The sequence below is a fragment of the Maribacter sp. ACAM166 genome (genome assembly GCF_005771495.1).
Taxonomy (GTDB): Bacteria; Bacteroidota; Bacteroidia; order Flavobacteriales; family Flavobacteriaceae; genus Maribacter.
On the sequence record NZ_VAUW01000019.1, the window covers coordinates 53,150 to 67,715 of the forward strand.

At 36.1% G+C, this 14,566-nt stretch carries 14 protein-coding genes; 9 read left to right on the forward strand and 5 right to left on the reverse strand.

Annotated features, from left to right (window positions below; all coding sequences use genetic code 11):
- Window positions 1–44: 44 nt before the first annotated feature.
- Both ES765_RS22330 and ES765_RS13255 read right to left on the reverse strand, forming a co-directional pair.
- Window positions 45–218 (reverse strand): hypothetical protein, encoded by a 174-nt coding sequence (locus tag ES765_RS22330; protein WP_249356402.1) that lies wholly within the window; start codon window positions 216–218, stop codon window positions 45–47.
- A 30-nt stretch (window positions 219–248) separates the two neighbouring features.
- Window positions 249–812: a TIGR00730 family Rossman fold protein gene (locus ES765_RS13255; RefSeq protein WP_249356404.1), complete on the reverse strand. Its 564-nt coding sequence runs from the start codon at window positions 810–812 to the stop codon at window positions 249–251.
- A 123-nt stretch (window positions 813–935) separates the two neighbouring features.
- Here ES765_RS13255 and ES765_RS13260 point away from each other — a divergent pair, with 123 nt between their 5' ends.
- Genes ES765_RS13260 through ES765_RS13270 form a run of 3 tightly spaced genes read left to right on the forward strand, consistent with a single transcriptional unit; the run spans window position 936 to window position 3,520 of the window.
- Window positions 936–1,739 (forward strand): MlaE family ABC transporter permease, encoded by an 804-nt coding sequence (locus ES765_RS13260; protein WP_138114800.1) that lies wholly within the window; start codon window positions 936–938, stop codon window positions 1,737–1,739.
- Window positions 1,740–1,743: 4 nt separating this feature from the next.
- Entirely contained in the window at window positions 1,744–2,538 is a 795-nt protein-coding gene (locus ES765_RS13265; protein WP_138114801.1) for an ABC transporter ATP-binding protein, read from the forward strand.
- 4 nt (window positions 2,539–2,542) lie between these two features.
- Window positions 2,543–3,520, forward strand: coding sequence for an MlaD family protein (locus ES765_RS13270; RefSeq protein WP_138114802.1), 978 nt, complete (start codon window positions 2,543–2,545; stop codon window positions 3,518–3,520).
- 61 nt (window positions 3,521–3,581) lie between these two features.
- Here the strand turns inward: ES765_RS13270 and ES765_RS13275 are convergent, their stop codons facing one another.
- From ES765_RS13275 to ES765_RS13290, 3 genes are all read right to left on the reverse strand, one after another.
- Window positions 3,582–4,667, reverse strand: coding sequence for a metallophosphoesterase (locus ES765_RS13275; RefSeq protein ID WP_249356406.1), 1,086 nt, complete (start codon window positions 4,665–4,667; stop codon window positions 3,582–3,584).
- A 751-nt stretch (window positions 4,668–5,418) separates the two neighbouring features.
- A complete protein-coding gene (locus ES765_RS13285) occupies window positions 5,419–5,931 on the reverse strand; it encodes a hypothetical protein (RefSeq protein ID WP_138114804.1) in 513 nt (170 codons plus the stop codon).
- 583 nt (window positions 5,932–6,514) lie between these two features.
- A complete protein-coding gene (locus ES765_RS13290; protein WP_138114805.1) occupies window positions 6,515–8,212 on the reverse strand; it encodes a Na/Pi cotransporter family protein in 1,698 nt (565 codons plus the stop codon).
- Window positions 8,213–8,688: 476 nt separating this feature from the next.
- Between ES765_RS13290 and ES765_RS21770 the strand changes: the two genes are divergently transcribed.
- The 6 genes from ES765_RS21770 to ES765_RS13315 all read left to right on the forward strand — a co-directional run bounded on the left by ES765_RS21770 (window position 8,689) and on the right by ES765_RS13315 (window position 14,565).
- Window positions 8,689–8,829 (forward strand): hypothetical protein, encoded by a 141-nt coding sequence (locus tag ES765_RS21770; protein ID WP_171017303.1) that lies wholly within the window; start codon window positions 8,689–8,691, stop codon window positions 8,827–8,829.
- A gap of 854 nt (window positions 8,830–9,683) precedes the next feature.
- Window positions 9,684–11,777 carry a phosphate acetyltransferase gene (pta, locus tag ES765_RS13295; protein WP_138114806.1) on the forward strand — a complete coding sequence of 698 codons (2,094 nt, stop codon included), beginning with the start codon at window positions 9,684–9,686 and terminating at the stop codon, window positions 11,775–11,777.
- 14 nt (window positions 11,778–11,791) lie between these two features.
- Window positions 11,792–12,976, forward strand: a complete 1,185-nt coding sequence (locus ES765_RS13300; RefSeq protein ID WP_138114807.1) for an acetate/propionate family kinase — start codon at window positions 11,792–11,794, stop codon at window positions 12,974–12,976.
- A 416-nt stretch (window positions 12,977–13,392) separates the two neighbouring features.
- Window positions 13,393–13,695, forward strand: a complete 303-nt coding sequence (locus ES765_RS13305) for a hypothetical protein (RefSeq protein ID WP_138114808.1) — start codon at window positions 13,393–13,395, stop codon at window positions 13,693–13,695.
- Between the two features lie 190 nt (window positions 13,696–13,885).
- Complete coding sequence (locus tag ES765_RS13310) at window positions 13,886–14,215, forward strand: YtxH domain-containing protein (RefSeq protein ID WP_138114809.1); 330 nt, start codon at window positions 13,886–13,888, stop codon at window positions 14,213–14,215.
- Between the two features lie 5 nt (window positions 14,216–14,220).
- Window positions 14,221–14,565 (forward strand): phage holin family protein, encoded by a 345-nt coding sequence (locus tag ES765_RS13315; RefSeq protein WP_138114810.1) that lies wholly within the window; start codon window positions 14,221–14,223, stop codon window positions 14,563–14,565.
- Window position 14,566: the final 1 nt, after the last annotated feature.

Here is a 14,566-nt window from a genome sequence, read left to right on the forward strand (position 1 = left end):
TTTAAGGGTGCATCACTTTTTATGAAATTAAAAAATAACCGGCATCATATGCGTTTTAGTTTCGTCTCTCCAAAACACCATCTCGTTACCATGGGTTTTTTAATGAATCCGAATCTCTTCACGGTATGTTCGTTAAGGTGTTCTTTCATTTCTTCTACAGAATCGGTCAAGAACATTAAATCGATATCTTCTTTTGAGATGCTTTCATTGTCTACCATGATTTTAATATGATGGTATAATTCTTTATGCTATTCCTTCCCTAAAACAACTACAGGAAAATTGTTAATCATCTTGGTCTGGATTAAGGTCACGGCCTCAAAAAGCTCATCTAACGTACCAATACCTCCAGGCATGCCCACAAAGGCAAACGAATATTTTAATAATATAAACTTACGTACGAAGAAATAAGGAATGTTTATCCATTTATGTGCATATGGATTGGGTTCTTGTTCGTGCGGAAGTATAATGTTACATTCTATGGAATAACCATAATTAAGATATGCGGCTTTATTGGCAGCTTCCATAATTCCTGGACCACCACCGGTCATTACGGCAAACCCCATTTCAGATAGGACTTTGCCCACTTGCTCGGCTTGTTTATAGTAAATATTAGTATTGTCAAATCTTGCAAATCCAAAAACCGTGACACAAGGTCTAATGAAGTGCAACTTCCGAAGTGCCGTAATAAACTTGTACTGCACCTTTAACGTAAACCAAAGCTCTTTAAATCTATTTCGAGGTCCGTACAAAAAAGCGCGTTCTTCACTGAGAAAGAAAGAATCAGTATGCTTTTTAAACTTGTCTTGCATCATTTGTACCTCACTGATATCCTAATCAAAAGTAATTCATGTCTTTTGGGATGAAAATGATAACTCTCATACGAAGGATATGATTTTGGTCATTTTTAAATAAGCCAACTCTATATATATTTGAGTATGTCAGATTCATCCCCAAACGCGCTGGTAAAATCAAAAACATTTCGCCGAATAAAGCATTTTTTTGTCCAGATTGGGGACTTATCTTACTTTGCAGGCCGCTTCTTCAAGGAAGTCTTTTCCCCACCTTTTGAATTTAGAGAACTATTGCGGCAGTGTTACCAAATGGGCGTGCTTTCCTTGTTCTTGGTAGGGTTGACAGGCTTCATTATTGGTTTGGTATTAACCTTACAGTCACGGCCTACCCTTATCGAGTTTGGTGCGGTATCGTGGATGCCAAATATGGTTGGAATCTCTATTGTCAGAGAAATTGGTCCCGTTATTACTGCCCTTATTTGCGCAGGACGTATCGCTTCAGGAATTGGCGCCGAATTGGGTTCTATGCGGGTTACGGAACAAATTGATGCAATGGAAGTTTCAGGAACCAATCCCTTTAAATATTTAGTGGTAACGCGCATTTTGGCCACCACCTTAATGTTACCATTACTGGTAGTTTTTGGAGATTTGATTGCCCTCTATGGCTCTGCGTTGGTTGAAAATATTAAGGGTAACGTCTCCTTTCAATTATATTTCAACACCGTTTTTGATGCTTTAAATTGGGGCGATCTTATACCTGCAACGATTAAATCCTTCTTTTTTGGGTTCGTTATAGGGTTAGTGGGTTGTTTTAAAGGATACTATAGCACTAAAGGCACAGCAGGTGTAGGCATTGCAGCAAATACAGCCGTAGTAATGGCATCACTTTTCTTATTCATCGTTGACTTTATAGCAGTTTTCGTTACGGATATTTTTTATGAACTCTAAACACATGGAAAAGACAGGTATAGTAGCAACAAAAGAAACTCAGAATTTGGAGAGCAAAACGAACGGCAAGGCGGTTATCCGTATTAAAGACGTTTGCAAAAGTTTTGGCGACAATAAAGTATTAAACGGATTTAATATGGAACTCTATGAAGGAGAAAACGTCGTAGTCATGGGTAAATCTGGTTCAGGAAAATCTGTTATGATAAAGTGCTTGGTTGGCCTTCTAGCGCCAGATAGCGGTTATATTGAAGTAATGGGGAAAGAAATCTCAACCCTTGACAGACAAACCTTAGATGAACTACGTTCTGATATCGGGTTTCTTTTTCAGGGTAGTGCACTTTATGACTCCATGACCGTGCGGGAAAATCTAGAATTTCCTATGCGAAGGCACAAAGAGAAATTAGGGTACGTTTCAGATACAACCTCCTTGGTCCTAGAAGCTTTAGAAAATGTTGGGCTTGCCCATACTATGGATTTGATGCCAACGGAACTTTCAGGAGGAATGAAAAGGCGTATTGCCTTAGCCAGAACGTTAATATTGAAGCCTAAAATTATATTATATGATGAACCCACTAGCGGATTAGACCCAATTACCGCTAAGGAAATCATAGAATTGATGCGAAGCATCCAAAATAAATACGGTACCTCATCAATAATCATAACCCATGATGTAGACTGTGCACGGGTTATTTCTGAACGGATGATATTGTTGGTAGACGGCATAAATTATGCCGAAGGTACATATGCGCAATTATCAGTATCAAAAGATCCTAAAGTGGACGCATTTTTTAAAAAATAGTAATATGGCAAAGACAACATTAGAAAATCTGAAATTAGGCATATTCGTAATCCTAGGTACCTCATTACTTTTGACTGCGGCCTACCTCATTGGCAATCGGCAGAATATGTTTGGAGGCACATTTAATATCTCAGCGGTTTTTAAAAATGCAAACGGACTCCAAAATGGTAATAATGTGCGGTTTTCTGGTATTAACGTGGGTACTGTCAATAAAATTGAAATGCTTAACGATACTACTATTTTGGTTTACATGAGTATAACCGAAAATATGAAGGGACACATAAAAAAAGATGCAGTCGCTATGATTGGATCTGATGGTCTCGTGGGAAGTATGCTCATTAATATTGTGCCAGGAGCTGGTGTTACCCCCTTAATAGAAGAAGGAGACGAACTCGAGTCGGTTAGTAAAATAGCTACCCAAGATATGATAAGCACCCTTAACGTCACCAATGAAAATGCTGCATTACTAACAGCAGACCTCTTAAAGGTCACCCAATCACTAACAAAAGGAAAAGGTTCATTGGGAAGGTTATTGAATGATACCGTAATGGCATCAGACTTGCAACAAACCATTGCTAATTTTAAATATGCCAGCCATAGTGCTAATAAAACTTTATCTGAACTCAATGGTATGGTCTCAACTATAAACTTTAAAGAAAGTACAGCGGGCGTATTATTGGCAGATACCATATCTGCTAGGAAAATGAGACAAACTATAGATAATCTGGAAAAATCTAGTAGTGAATTAGAGCAGATGTCGAAGGAGCTAAATAGCGTAATCAATGGATTAAATGGTAAAAACAGTTTCGTACAATATGTTTCCAAGGATACCACTTTAGTCTTTCAATTAGAGCGGACGATGCAAAATATAGAACAGGGAACGGCTCGTTTCAATGAAAACATGGAAGCGCTAAAGCACAATTTTTTAACTAGAGGATATTTTAGAAAGTTGGAGAAAAAGGAAAAGAAAAACACGAATTAATATTTACTTATAAGGTTTTACTGTAGCTTCAAGGAATATAAAAGTCGGAGTATATATAACATCAAGCTTTCGTTAAATCGATACAAGTAATTTCAGGTCGCATGCCCAATCGACCCGGAAAACCCATCCAACCTAAACCTGTTGTTACATATAAGTATTGACCTCCTTCCTTATATAAGCCCGCCCAGTGCTCATATTTATACTTAATCGGACTCCACTTTTTATTTTTAAGGTTGATACCGGCCTGCATACCGTGGGTGTGACCAGAAAGGGTCAAAGCAATATTCGTATGGTGTGCCACTTCTTCTCGCCAATGCGATGGGTCATGTGATAGTAAAATTTTAAAAGAAATATCCTCTACTTTTTCCAACGCTTTTTGCAAATTCCCATATTGCTTAAAAGGAGGATTCCCCCAATTTTCTACCCCTATTATAGCTATCTGTTCATTACCATTACCTATGCGTTCAGCATCGTTGAGTAATAGGTTAAAATCTATTTTATTATAAAATTCCTTAATATTTTTAAAATTGATTTGTTTTTCGTCCTCTGAAGACCACTGACTGTAATCTCCATAATCATGATTTCCAAGTACGGCATATTTCCCCTGTTTGGCAGATAATTTATTTAAAACAGAATCCCATCCTCTTAGCTCCCAAGCAAAATTATTTACCAAATCTCCCGTGAATAAAATAAAATCTGGTTTCAACTGATTTATATTCTTGATGGCACGTTCTAGAATATGATACTTGAAATTGAAACTACCTAAATGAAGATCGGATATATGTACGATGCGTAAGTCATTAAAATTTGATGGCAAATTATCACATTTCAATTTTATGTGATGCACCTTAAACTTGTAAACAGCACTAAAAACCGCGTAGAGAATCACAAAAAATGGTAAGAATCCAGAAAAAACACCTATTAAGGGTACCACAATCAAAGATTCCTTATCAGAAAAAACAAAATTGGTATAATACAGTATACTAATTACCACCACGAAAACAACTTTGGGTATAAAGGACGATACCGTAAGCCCGTATAACCTCGAAATCAGTAGTTGTTGGCGTTCTGGAGCAACCAAGTCCAATTTTATTTTTAGAAGTAAAATGGATGCAATCAAGCCAATCGTAAAAATCCAAAACGCCACATAAATACTATTTTTTAGCAGTGTCGATGTAATTGGTCGGGTTATGGATAATAACCAGTAGAACGCCAAGATATCAATTAACAATACTAGCGAACATAACAGTATAATTGATAGCAAGGAATAGGATCGCATCTTCTTGTTTATTTGTTCTTGGCATCGGTGCCAATTAATCTTCTTTTATCCTTTAGGGTAAAAAACAACTCTCTCACATCAGCTACCCAGGCATCACACATAAAAATCAGTGTGATTTCTTCCAAAGTTTCCTTAAGCCCCAAGACAATCAAAAAATAAAATAACCCACTATACAGGACCAAAAAACAAGAGCCATATGATGAATACTGCTTGTATATCGGTAGATAATTTTGCCAGATAGGTATGAAAAGCTGTCGCCTTGCCGTACTTAAAAAAAGCGATTGCCATTTGAAGCAGATAAGGTACAAAAGCAATGAGTATCAGCACCAAATTAGCTTAGATAAAGCCAGTCTCGAAAACAAAAAGACCTATACGACCCATCGTAAACGTCAACTAATCGCCAATTGAATCTCACTGCGACCCCCTTATGCTTGTTATTTTTAATTTTCTCGCCAAATATCTGTCATTGGCATCGGTACTATAGCTAATAAGTAAAAACTATGTAAACAATTCTCGATTACCCAACCATAATAGCAACAATAATAGCGGTATAGCAGCTACACGGTAAAATAAAAACCAATCCGCACTAGTATAATTTTTGAATCTAAACATCGCTATTTTATTCTTTTTCGAGCAAGGGTCTTAAGCGTTCGACGATTTTATTCACATAAAGGGATGTATTCGCTAGTATGGATTCTCCCGTGATTGCATCAACACCATCCATTTTATAATTCCCCTCTCCAGACGTTGTCAACACTATAATTTTAGTTGTATCCGTTTTTGTGCGTTCTATAAACGATTGTACTTCTGCTGGTGGTTTCCAGTTTTCCCAGGTATGTAAAAGGACAAGGGCATCATAATTCTCTGGGGCTATATCTGGTAATTCTTGAATATCCACAACCTGCATAAATATAGAATCAGACTTAAAATGACCTATTATTCCTTTGGTTACCGCATTTTTAAAACCACTACCCTGTGTAGCAATCAATAGTCTTTTGTTCCAGTGTGTTCCATTCACCTCATACGGTTCAGCAACATCCATAGAATATTTATATTGATACCAAAAGAGAAAAAGTAAAAAAGCGGCCATTATTGCCAAAAATAGCCATAGAAGACGTTTTAATCTTTTCATATTACCAGATTTTGAGTTCTTCTTTTTAACGTTTAAAATATGATGTAGAAAGATCAACAATCACATTTCACTTTATTGGTCAAACCTTTTACTTTCTTCAAAATAGCAGTTTAATTCCTTTGTCCATTATAATTTGAAGGCTGCTTAATACTAAATGTTTTTAGCTGTATAAATATAGTTTCGTGGAATAGCTATTACTATGATTTAAATCATAACAAAGAAATATTACGTTTTACATCCCCCATTTTTAATATTGGTTTTTGTACTAGATTTTAATTCTATTACTATGATATCATTTTTAGGTCTTGTCAAAACAAAAACCTTTCAAAAAAAGCGATTTACCAATAAAAAAGCTGAAATGGTTTAGGAAGCGATATTTTAAAAAGTGATTCATGCAGCGAAAGAATTTGGTCTTATTTTTTCGACTACCTTTTTATTATACTATGTATAAAACTATTCAGCAGAGATAATAAAAAAACAGCACTGTTCCTGTACTCCCATGAAAGGTTACTACGTTTAAAAAATTAGATTTCTAGGCTACCAGTAAAAGAACTTAAAGATTACCAATGTATCATGTTATTTATTAATGCTCGCTTAATGCACCTGTGATTTCTTCAACATCATCATAGATTTCAATTTCTCTTTCGTCTAAAAGGAATTCCTTGAATGCCAATATTACTTGTCTTTCAGACTGAACAAAAGCCCGATTGGCAATAATCGCTGTTGAAACATCGATATTCTCTATTTGTTTATCGTTAATGGCTTTGGTCAAATTATCTAGAAACGCCTCATCTTCCAGTTTTAACTCTTTTATCATTTTCAAAATTAACGTAGTGGAATCGGTACTTTCTTGGCCTTGGATTATTGTATTAAGTTTTACATATGTGGTCATTAAACGCCTTCTAAAATTATGGTATTGCTCATTCAAAAACTTGTTATCCGAATTATCAAAATCGTCAAAGTTATGTCCAACATCCTTTAATGTTTTTGCCGAGTGAAGCGCCATTCTTGCACCATGTAAATAACGGTTCAGATCTTTTGATTCTGATTCTGTTAGTTCGTTGGACTGTATACCAACGGCAAAAGTAAAGATATCGGCTTGAAGTAATTTTAAGTTTTCGTAGCTAGCTGCCAACGATAGATTTTGAGCCTTATGATTAGAAATAAATTCAAAATTCGAAAAGACCAGTTTCTGCTCAATTCTCAAGATAGCCAAATTGTGGTACAATGTTTTTTTTGCCAGGTGTAGTGTTTCTTTAAGCAAGGTAGTAATGGCAGTTTCAGCAACATCTGTGGTTGAGTTGTTTATATATAGGGTCAGACTCGTCTTACGGTCCGGAAATACTCTCGTTAATAATGTTGCCAATATCTTTATAAAGGGTAGAAAAAGAAGTACCCCTAACAGATTAAAAATGGTATGAAACAAAGCCAAGCCAATGACCGCATTTGAGGTAACGTCTACCATTAGTAATACCAAACGTATCAAAACCGGCATCAAGACAAGCGCAATTACCCCCGTCACTACGTTGAAAACTAAATGACTAAAAGCAACTCTTTTTTTAACTTGGATTCCTTTTATTGCTCCAAGTAATATTGTGACCGTAGTACCTAAATTGGAACCAATTACCATAGCAGCGGCCGCATCAAAAGAGATTATTTTTAGGTTTAAAGCGGTTAATATTATCGCAATGGTTGCAGAGCTAGATTGCATAACGGCCGTTAATAGTATTCCTACACCCAAATAGGTAAACATGCCATAATCTGAAAGGACGGTTATATCCAAGGTTTTAGTGAAAGTTTCCATACTCACTTTCATATAATCCAACCCCATGAAAAGGAATCCGAAGCCTACCACCAACTTGCTTATATTGGCATATTTTTCAGAATTACCAAGAAATATAAGTCCTAGTCCTCCTATACTGATTATAGGTAATGCAAAACTTTCTATACTTACCTTAAAACCTAGAAATGCCACAATCCAAGCTGTTATAGTAGTACCTATATTTGAACCAAGGATAACACCTATGGCATTTTCCATGCTCATAATACCCGCACCTACAAAAGCAAGTATAATCAGCGTTACCGCAGAACTACTTTGTAAAAGAGATGTTGCAAAAATGCCCGAAAGAATGGACTTTATTTTGCCTGTAGTGTATTTGCGTATTAATACCCGAAAAGATTTACCTGAAAGTTTTTTGATGGATTCCTCCATGATATACATTCCGAAAAGGAAAATACCCAATCCAGCAAGTAATTTCCATATATCAAAGCCTTCAAACACTATAATTTCTAAAGTTTAATTATTAAATCTACCGTCTGCATAACAAAATTTCATATAGATTAACCATCCTCCATTAATATAACTCAGTCTACCTGTTTTGTCAACTCAATAGTATAGTCTATAATTAAAGGGGATAGTCCTTCTTGCTCTTTCAATCGTTTAAAAACACTAAAAACGTTTTCAGAATTATGACTATCGAGATTACCGGTTTGCTTATTACCTACTAAAATAGAAGAGTATTGATTAAGACCCTAGTAATAGTTAACAATTGTTTCTCTCCACCGCAAACTCTAGAGGTACATTATTTTGTTAAATGCCCAATATGTCGCATTTCAAGTTTTTCCATGTCTTCGAATTCAATTTTTAAAGTTAGCATGTTGGTCTATTTTTTCACCGGTAACATTACTTAGCTAAGAACACTATACTATAATGGAAGGTAATAAAAGTCAAAAACAAATCCAATACACTTGTTACGTATGCATGAAAATTCCTGGCGGGGTCTTAACCAAGAAATCGCACATTCAAACAACAAGGAATATGCTACTGGAGCGGTTAGCCGAGATTATAGCATACTTATCAACGCTACGGGTGCTAACCAACAGTATACTCAAGAGTGAATGGTACGTTTTTGGAATAAATTAAAGGAACGGTATCATCACTAATATAAAAAAGAGTTTCTCAAAATTCAAAGAACAAAAAGGTCATCATTATCATGGAAAAAAATGAGCGTAGTTGCCATCTAAACCTATCTTCAAAAAATGAATCTCGTACCGTTCCTCTACACCAAGTCAAATCTCTTTGAAGGTCGCCGAAACATTATCGTTAAGTACATTTCTCCGATATTTGATGGGACAAACAAAATGATAAAGCAACAGGCTCTTGTTATGCCGCTTGTGAATGTGATCACTCATAATCACAAAAATACATATCAGTATGGTACCCCGAAGAGCCACGAGGAATTCTATCGATTAAACTTATCTAGGTCATTTTAGTCAGCTAAAAAGCACTATACCTTAGTCGTGTAGTAAAAAATAATATCAAACGGACTGTAGTATTCTTGATAGAGTACTAAACTGTCTTAAAAGAAGCGGTTATACACACCTTTTGAATCTCTAACGAATATAACTATATACTCCAGTAAAAATTTGTTTAAGTGGAAATTAGGTCGAAGAACTTCTTCTAAGAAACCGGGGCATTTCGGTACCCTAGTTTCTTTTACAACTATGAAATTGGTCTTTTATTCCTCAAGGAAAATAGGACCATAACGATGCGAAGGATGTCGTAAATGCCAAAATCAATTTCTAGGTCAGTTTAGAAATAAAGTGGTATAAATGCGTGATTTAAAGCAAAAAAAATTCAAACGTTTCGTAGGAAAGCGGGGATCGAGGTATCCTATTCCTGTTTTTGAATAATTTATGAAATACCTGAAAATAATCCCATAAATTTGTTAGACATAAACACCTCTTAACAAGTGAGCAAAGCTATTTATATTGTTACGACAGAGCCCAATAGTGGAAAATCGATTGTATCCTTGGGTCTAATGCAACTTCTACTGGGTAAGACCGCTAAAGTAGGTTATTTCAGACCTATAATAGATGACGTGTCTCAGGGGAAAATAGATAATCATATCGATACTGTACTGAGCTACTTCAATGTAGATATGCAACCAGAAGATGCCTATGCCTACACTCGAAGCCAAGTAATACAGCTCAAAAACAAGGATAAGGATGATGAAATCTTAGGCCAAATAATACACAAATACAAAGCTATTGAAGACCGATTTGATTTTGTTTTGGTAGAAGGAACCGATTTTTCAGGCGAGGGTGCTATTATAGAATGGGACATAAATGTGCTTATTGCAAAAAATCTTGGGATTCCCGCAATTATTCTTGCTAGTGGAAAAGGAAAAACCTTAGAAGAACTAGTGGGAAACCTTTACATGGCATACGATTCATTTACTGAGGAAGGCGTAGAAGTTTTGTTGATTATAGCCAATATGGTACAACAAGAGAATTTAGATTTAGTGGTGGCTGGCCTGAAGGAAAAACTACCTGATAAAGTATTGGTCGGTGCCATTCCACTAAATCCTATCTTAGGTTGTCCTACGGCCAAGGAAATTGCCCAAGAATTGGAAGCTAATGTCCTTTTTGGAGAAGATTATTTAAATAATCAAGTAGCTGGTTTTAGTGTTGGAGCTATGCAGCTTCGTAATTATCTGACTCATTTAAAAAAAGATAGCTTGGTCATTACTCCAGGTGATCGGGCTGATATTATTTTAGGTGCCCTACAGGCAAACATCTCATCTAATTATCCGAATCTTTCCGGTATTATTCTTACAGGCGGACTACTCCCTGAACAATCTATCATTAAATTAATTGAAGGGCTTTCTGATATTATACCCATTATTTCGGTAGCGGAAGGTACTTTTTCAGTAACGAATAGAATAGGCACTATCAGACCTCGTATCTACGCTGAAAACAAAGAGAAAATAACAACTTCTATTCAAGAATTTGAAAAACATATACCAACCAATGAACTGGCTCAAAGGTTAATCACTTTTAAAGCAAAAGGTATTACACCTAGAATGTTTCAATACAATTTGCTGCAAAAAGCTAGATTCATGAAAAAGCATATTGTACTGCCAGAAGGATTGGATGAGCGGATTCTTACCGCTACTAAAAAATTAATGGACACCAATGCCGTGACCATTACCCTTTTGGGAAATCCGGAACAGATTAAGTCCAAAATAGCAGCGTTGGATATTGATTTGAATCTCAATGACATCAATATCATTGACCCAACTAAATCACTTCATTTTATGGAGTATGCTACCACCTTGTTTGAATTGCGAAAACATAAAAATGTGAATTTGTCCATGGCCAAAGATTTAATGGAGGATGTCTCCTATTTTGGTACCATGATGGTGTATAAGGGTCATGCAGATGGCATGGTCTCTGGGGCTGCACATACAACGCAACATACGATACGGCCCGCACTACAATTCATCAAGACCAGACCTGATGTATCTATAGTATCGTCAATATTTTTTATGTGCCTACCAAATAGGGTAACGGTTTTTGGGGATTGTGCCATCAACCCAAACCCTACGGCTGAACAATTGTCTGAAATCGCCATTTCCTCGGCGGCAACTAGTGCGGCTTTTGGAATAGAGCCAAAGATTGCTATGCTTTCCTATTCCTCTGGAGCTTCCGGTGTTGGTGAAGATGTGGATAGGGTGCGAAAGGCCACTGAAATTATCAAGAAAAAGAGACCTGACCTCAAAGTAGAGGGACCCATTCAATATGATGCGGCTGTAGACGTCAAAGTTGGTCTTAGCAAATTACCCGATTCTGAAGTAGCCGGTCAAGCAAGTGTTTTTATCTTTCCAGATTTAAATACCGGAAACAATACATATAAGGCAGTTCAACGGGAAACCGGAGCTTTAGCCATAGGCCCCATGCTACAAGGCCTCAATAAACCTGTAAACGACTTGAGCCGTGGCTGTACCGTAGACGATATTTTTAATACTGTAATCATCACTGCCATACAGGCGCAAGGTCTTTAAAAAATCGATTTTTCATGAACATATTAATTATCAACTGTGGAAGCTCTTCAATAAAATATCAACTTTTAGAAATGCCTACAGCTAAAGTTTGTTGTGCAGGTACTGTAGAACGCATTGGTAGTTCTGAGGCAATTTTTACCTATAAAATCCAAAAGTCCAATAGTACCGAAATTTGCGAAATACCAAACCACAAAATAGGATTACAAAAAATAACGGCGCTCCTACTCCATCCTGAAAACGGAGTGCTTAAAAGTACTGAGGAAATTGACGCCATTGGCCATCGTGTGGTACATGGCGGAAATACATTTTCTAAAACCACGTTGATAGATTCCGAAGTTAAGGATAGAATTAAATTGTATTCCCAATTGGCTCCACTACATAATCCTGCCAATTTGGAAGGAATTATCATGGCCGAGGAAATCTTTCCGACCGCAAAGCAAATAGCTGTTTTCGACACGGCATTTCACCGTTCCATTCCTGAAAAGGCTAAAAAATATGCTTTACCCAATGCATTATATACGGAAAATAGTATTCAAGCTTATGGTTTTCATGGCACTAGCCACAAATATGTTTCAGAAAGAGCAGCAGAGTATTTGAAAAAAAATAATACTAAACTTATTTCCATTCATTTGGGTAATGGTTGTAGCATGACTGCTGTTCAAAATGGAAAAAGTATAGATCATAGTATGGGATTTTCGCCTGCCAATGGTCTTATTATGGGTACCCGTAGTGGTGATATTGACCATTCAATTATATTTTATTTAGTTAATAGCTTAGGGTATAATTTAGAACAGGTAAACCAATTGCTAACCAAAAAAAGTGGCATGCTAGGTCTTACGGGGTATAGTGATTTACGTGATATTCAAAACGAAGCCGAAAAAGGAAATGCCAGTTGTATTTTGGCCTTGGAAATGAACGCGTACCGTATCAAAAAATACATTGGTGCGTATACAGCAGTTATGAATGGATTGGACGCCGTTATTTTCACTGCTGGTATTGGAGAGAATTCTAGCCTAATACGCCAACTAATCTGTACAAATATGGGTTATTTTGGTATTGATTTGGACGACTCCAAAAACAATGTCAGGTCTACAAGCATCAACGAAGTTAACACCAAAGATTCTAAGGTCAAGATTTTGGTGATACCTACAAATGAGGAATTGGAGATAGCGAGACAGGTATTCAACTTACTATATTAGTTACTCATTAGGTTTTTTGACAGTCCTATTTCTACTACCCCTATCTATATTATTTCTTCATGGTAACGGCGAATATTGTTGTCATAATATTTAGGAATACGCTCATATCTGTACCGGCTTAAATCAATGCTTTGATAGCGTTTTGGTAAGAAATTTTTGCGAACCCAAACTCCTCCATCCGAATACACGTAAGAACGGGTCGATAAATCATAATAATACTGATTTCAGGGAAATATACATACCGCACCACTTCTACCCAATTGTGATAAAACCATGGGAGAGGCGGGTTACCAATCCTTGAAGATATGATTACAGGGCCACAACTCATTAAAAATTCAAAATTATTACCGGTAGTATACATTTTAATAGTTCTTTCTTTCCCATTGCTTATCGTTTAAACTACAAACTAAAGAGAAATGAAAACGTCTCGAAATGACTTGCATCATTTTAGTAGTGATTTTGTTAGGGTATTTTTATTATGGGTCATGTTGCTAAATCAACAATTTAAATTTTGCGATTATGAAATTATTTATACTACAAACCTGCATTTTGAGCACAAGCAATGGCAATTAGAACTTGCCTATTGGGAAGTAGAATTAAAACTGTTCAAAAATAAATTAAGTGAATTGGTAACGCACTGGACTTCAAAAGATGTACCTGCCAAGCTAGAGCACTTCCTGAATGAAATTATCCTACATGGTGAAATCATGAAAAAATAACCTCCCGCACGTTTTTTCTCTTTTATATCCATCACTGGGAATATTTAAAAAAAGAGATTTATCATTATTATAAAATAAAATTAATAAGCACATTAGTTATGGCATATGATGTAAATCATTTGCTAAACCTTTTTATTGATCTAATTTTGAATTGAAATATAAATAACATAAAAACTTAAATATCAACATTATGCAAAACGAGAGTGGAAATGTACTGTTAGCGCTTTTAACTGGAGCAGCAATAGGGGCTGGAATAGGAATACTCTATGCACCGGACAAGGGAGTAGAAACGCGTCACAAAATAAAAAGAAAAGTAGAGGATACAAGTCAAGACTTGGCTGAACGGGTTTCACATGCGAAAGACGAGCTTACCAAAACAGCAAATGAGAAAAAAGATGCATTCGACCGCAAATTGGATGAGGCAATATCAACTATGAGTTATAAAGCCGATGATATTATTGAAAAGTTGGAACAAAAACTAGAAGACCTTAAAAAGAAAAATGCCCAACTACATAAATAGTTTTTATGGCTTTTGAAGAATTTAAACAAGACCTCAGTGGGCTAGAAGCCGATATGAGGTCTTATATAGAACATAGCGATGAATACCTAAGACTTAAAATCTTTAAAGTCTTAATGCATTACATTACAGGTATTGTAAAATTTTTAATGATAGGTACAGGCTTCGTTTTTGCATTGCTATTCCTTTCATTCGCAGCTTGCTTAGCCATGTCTGAAGCATTAAGCAGTTATTTAGGTGGTTTCCTTATCGTAGGTGGTTTTTATATAGTGGTTGCCATTTTGCTTTATCTTTTTAGAGAACGGCTGAACGAACCGGTAATTAAAAAAGTATCCAAATATTATTTTGACTGAT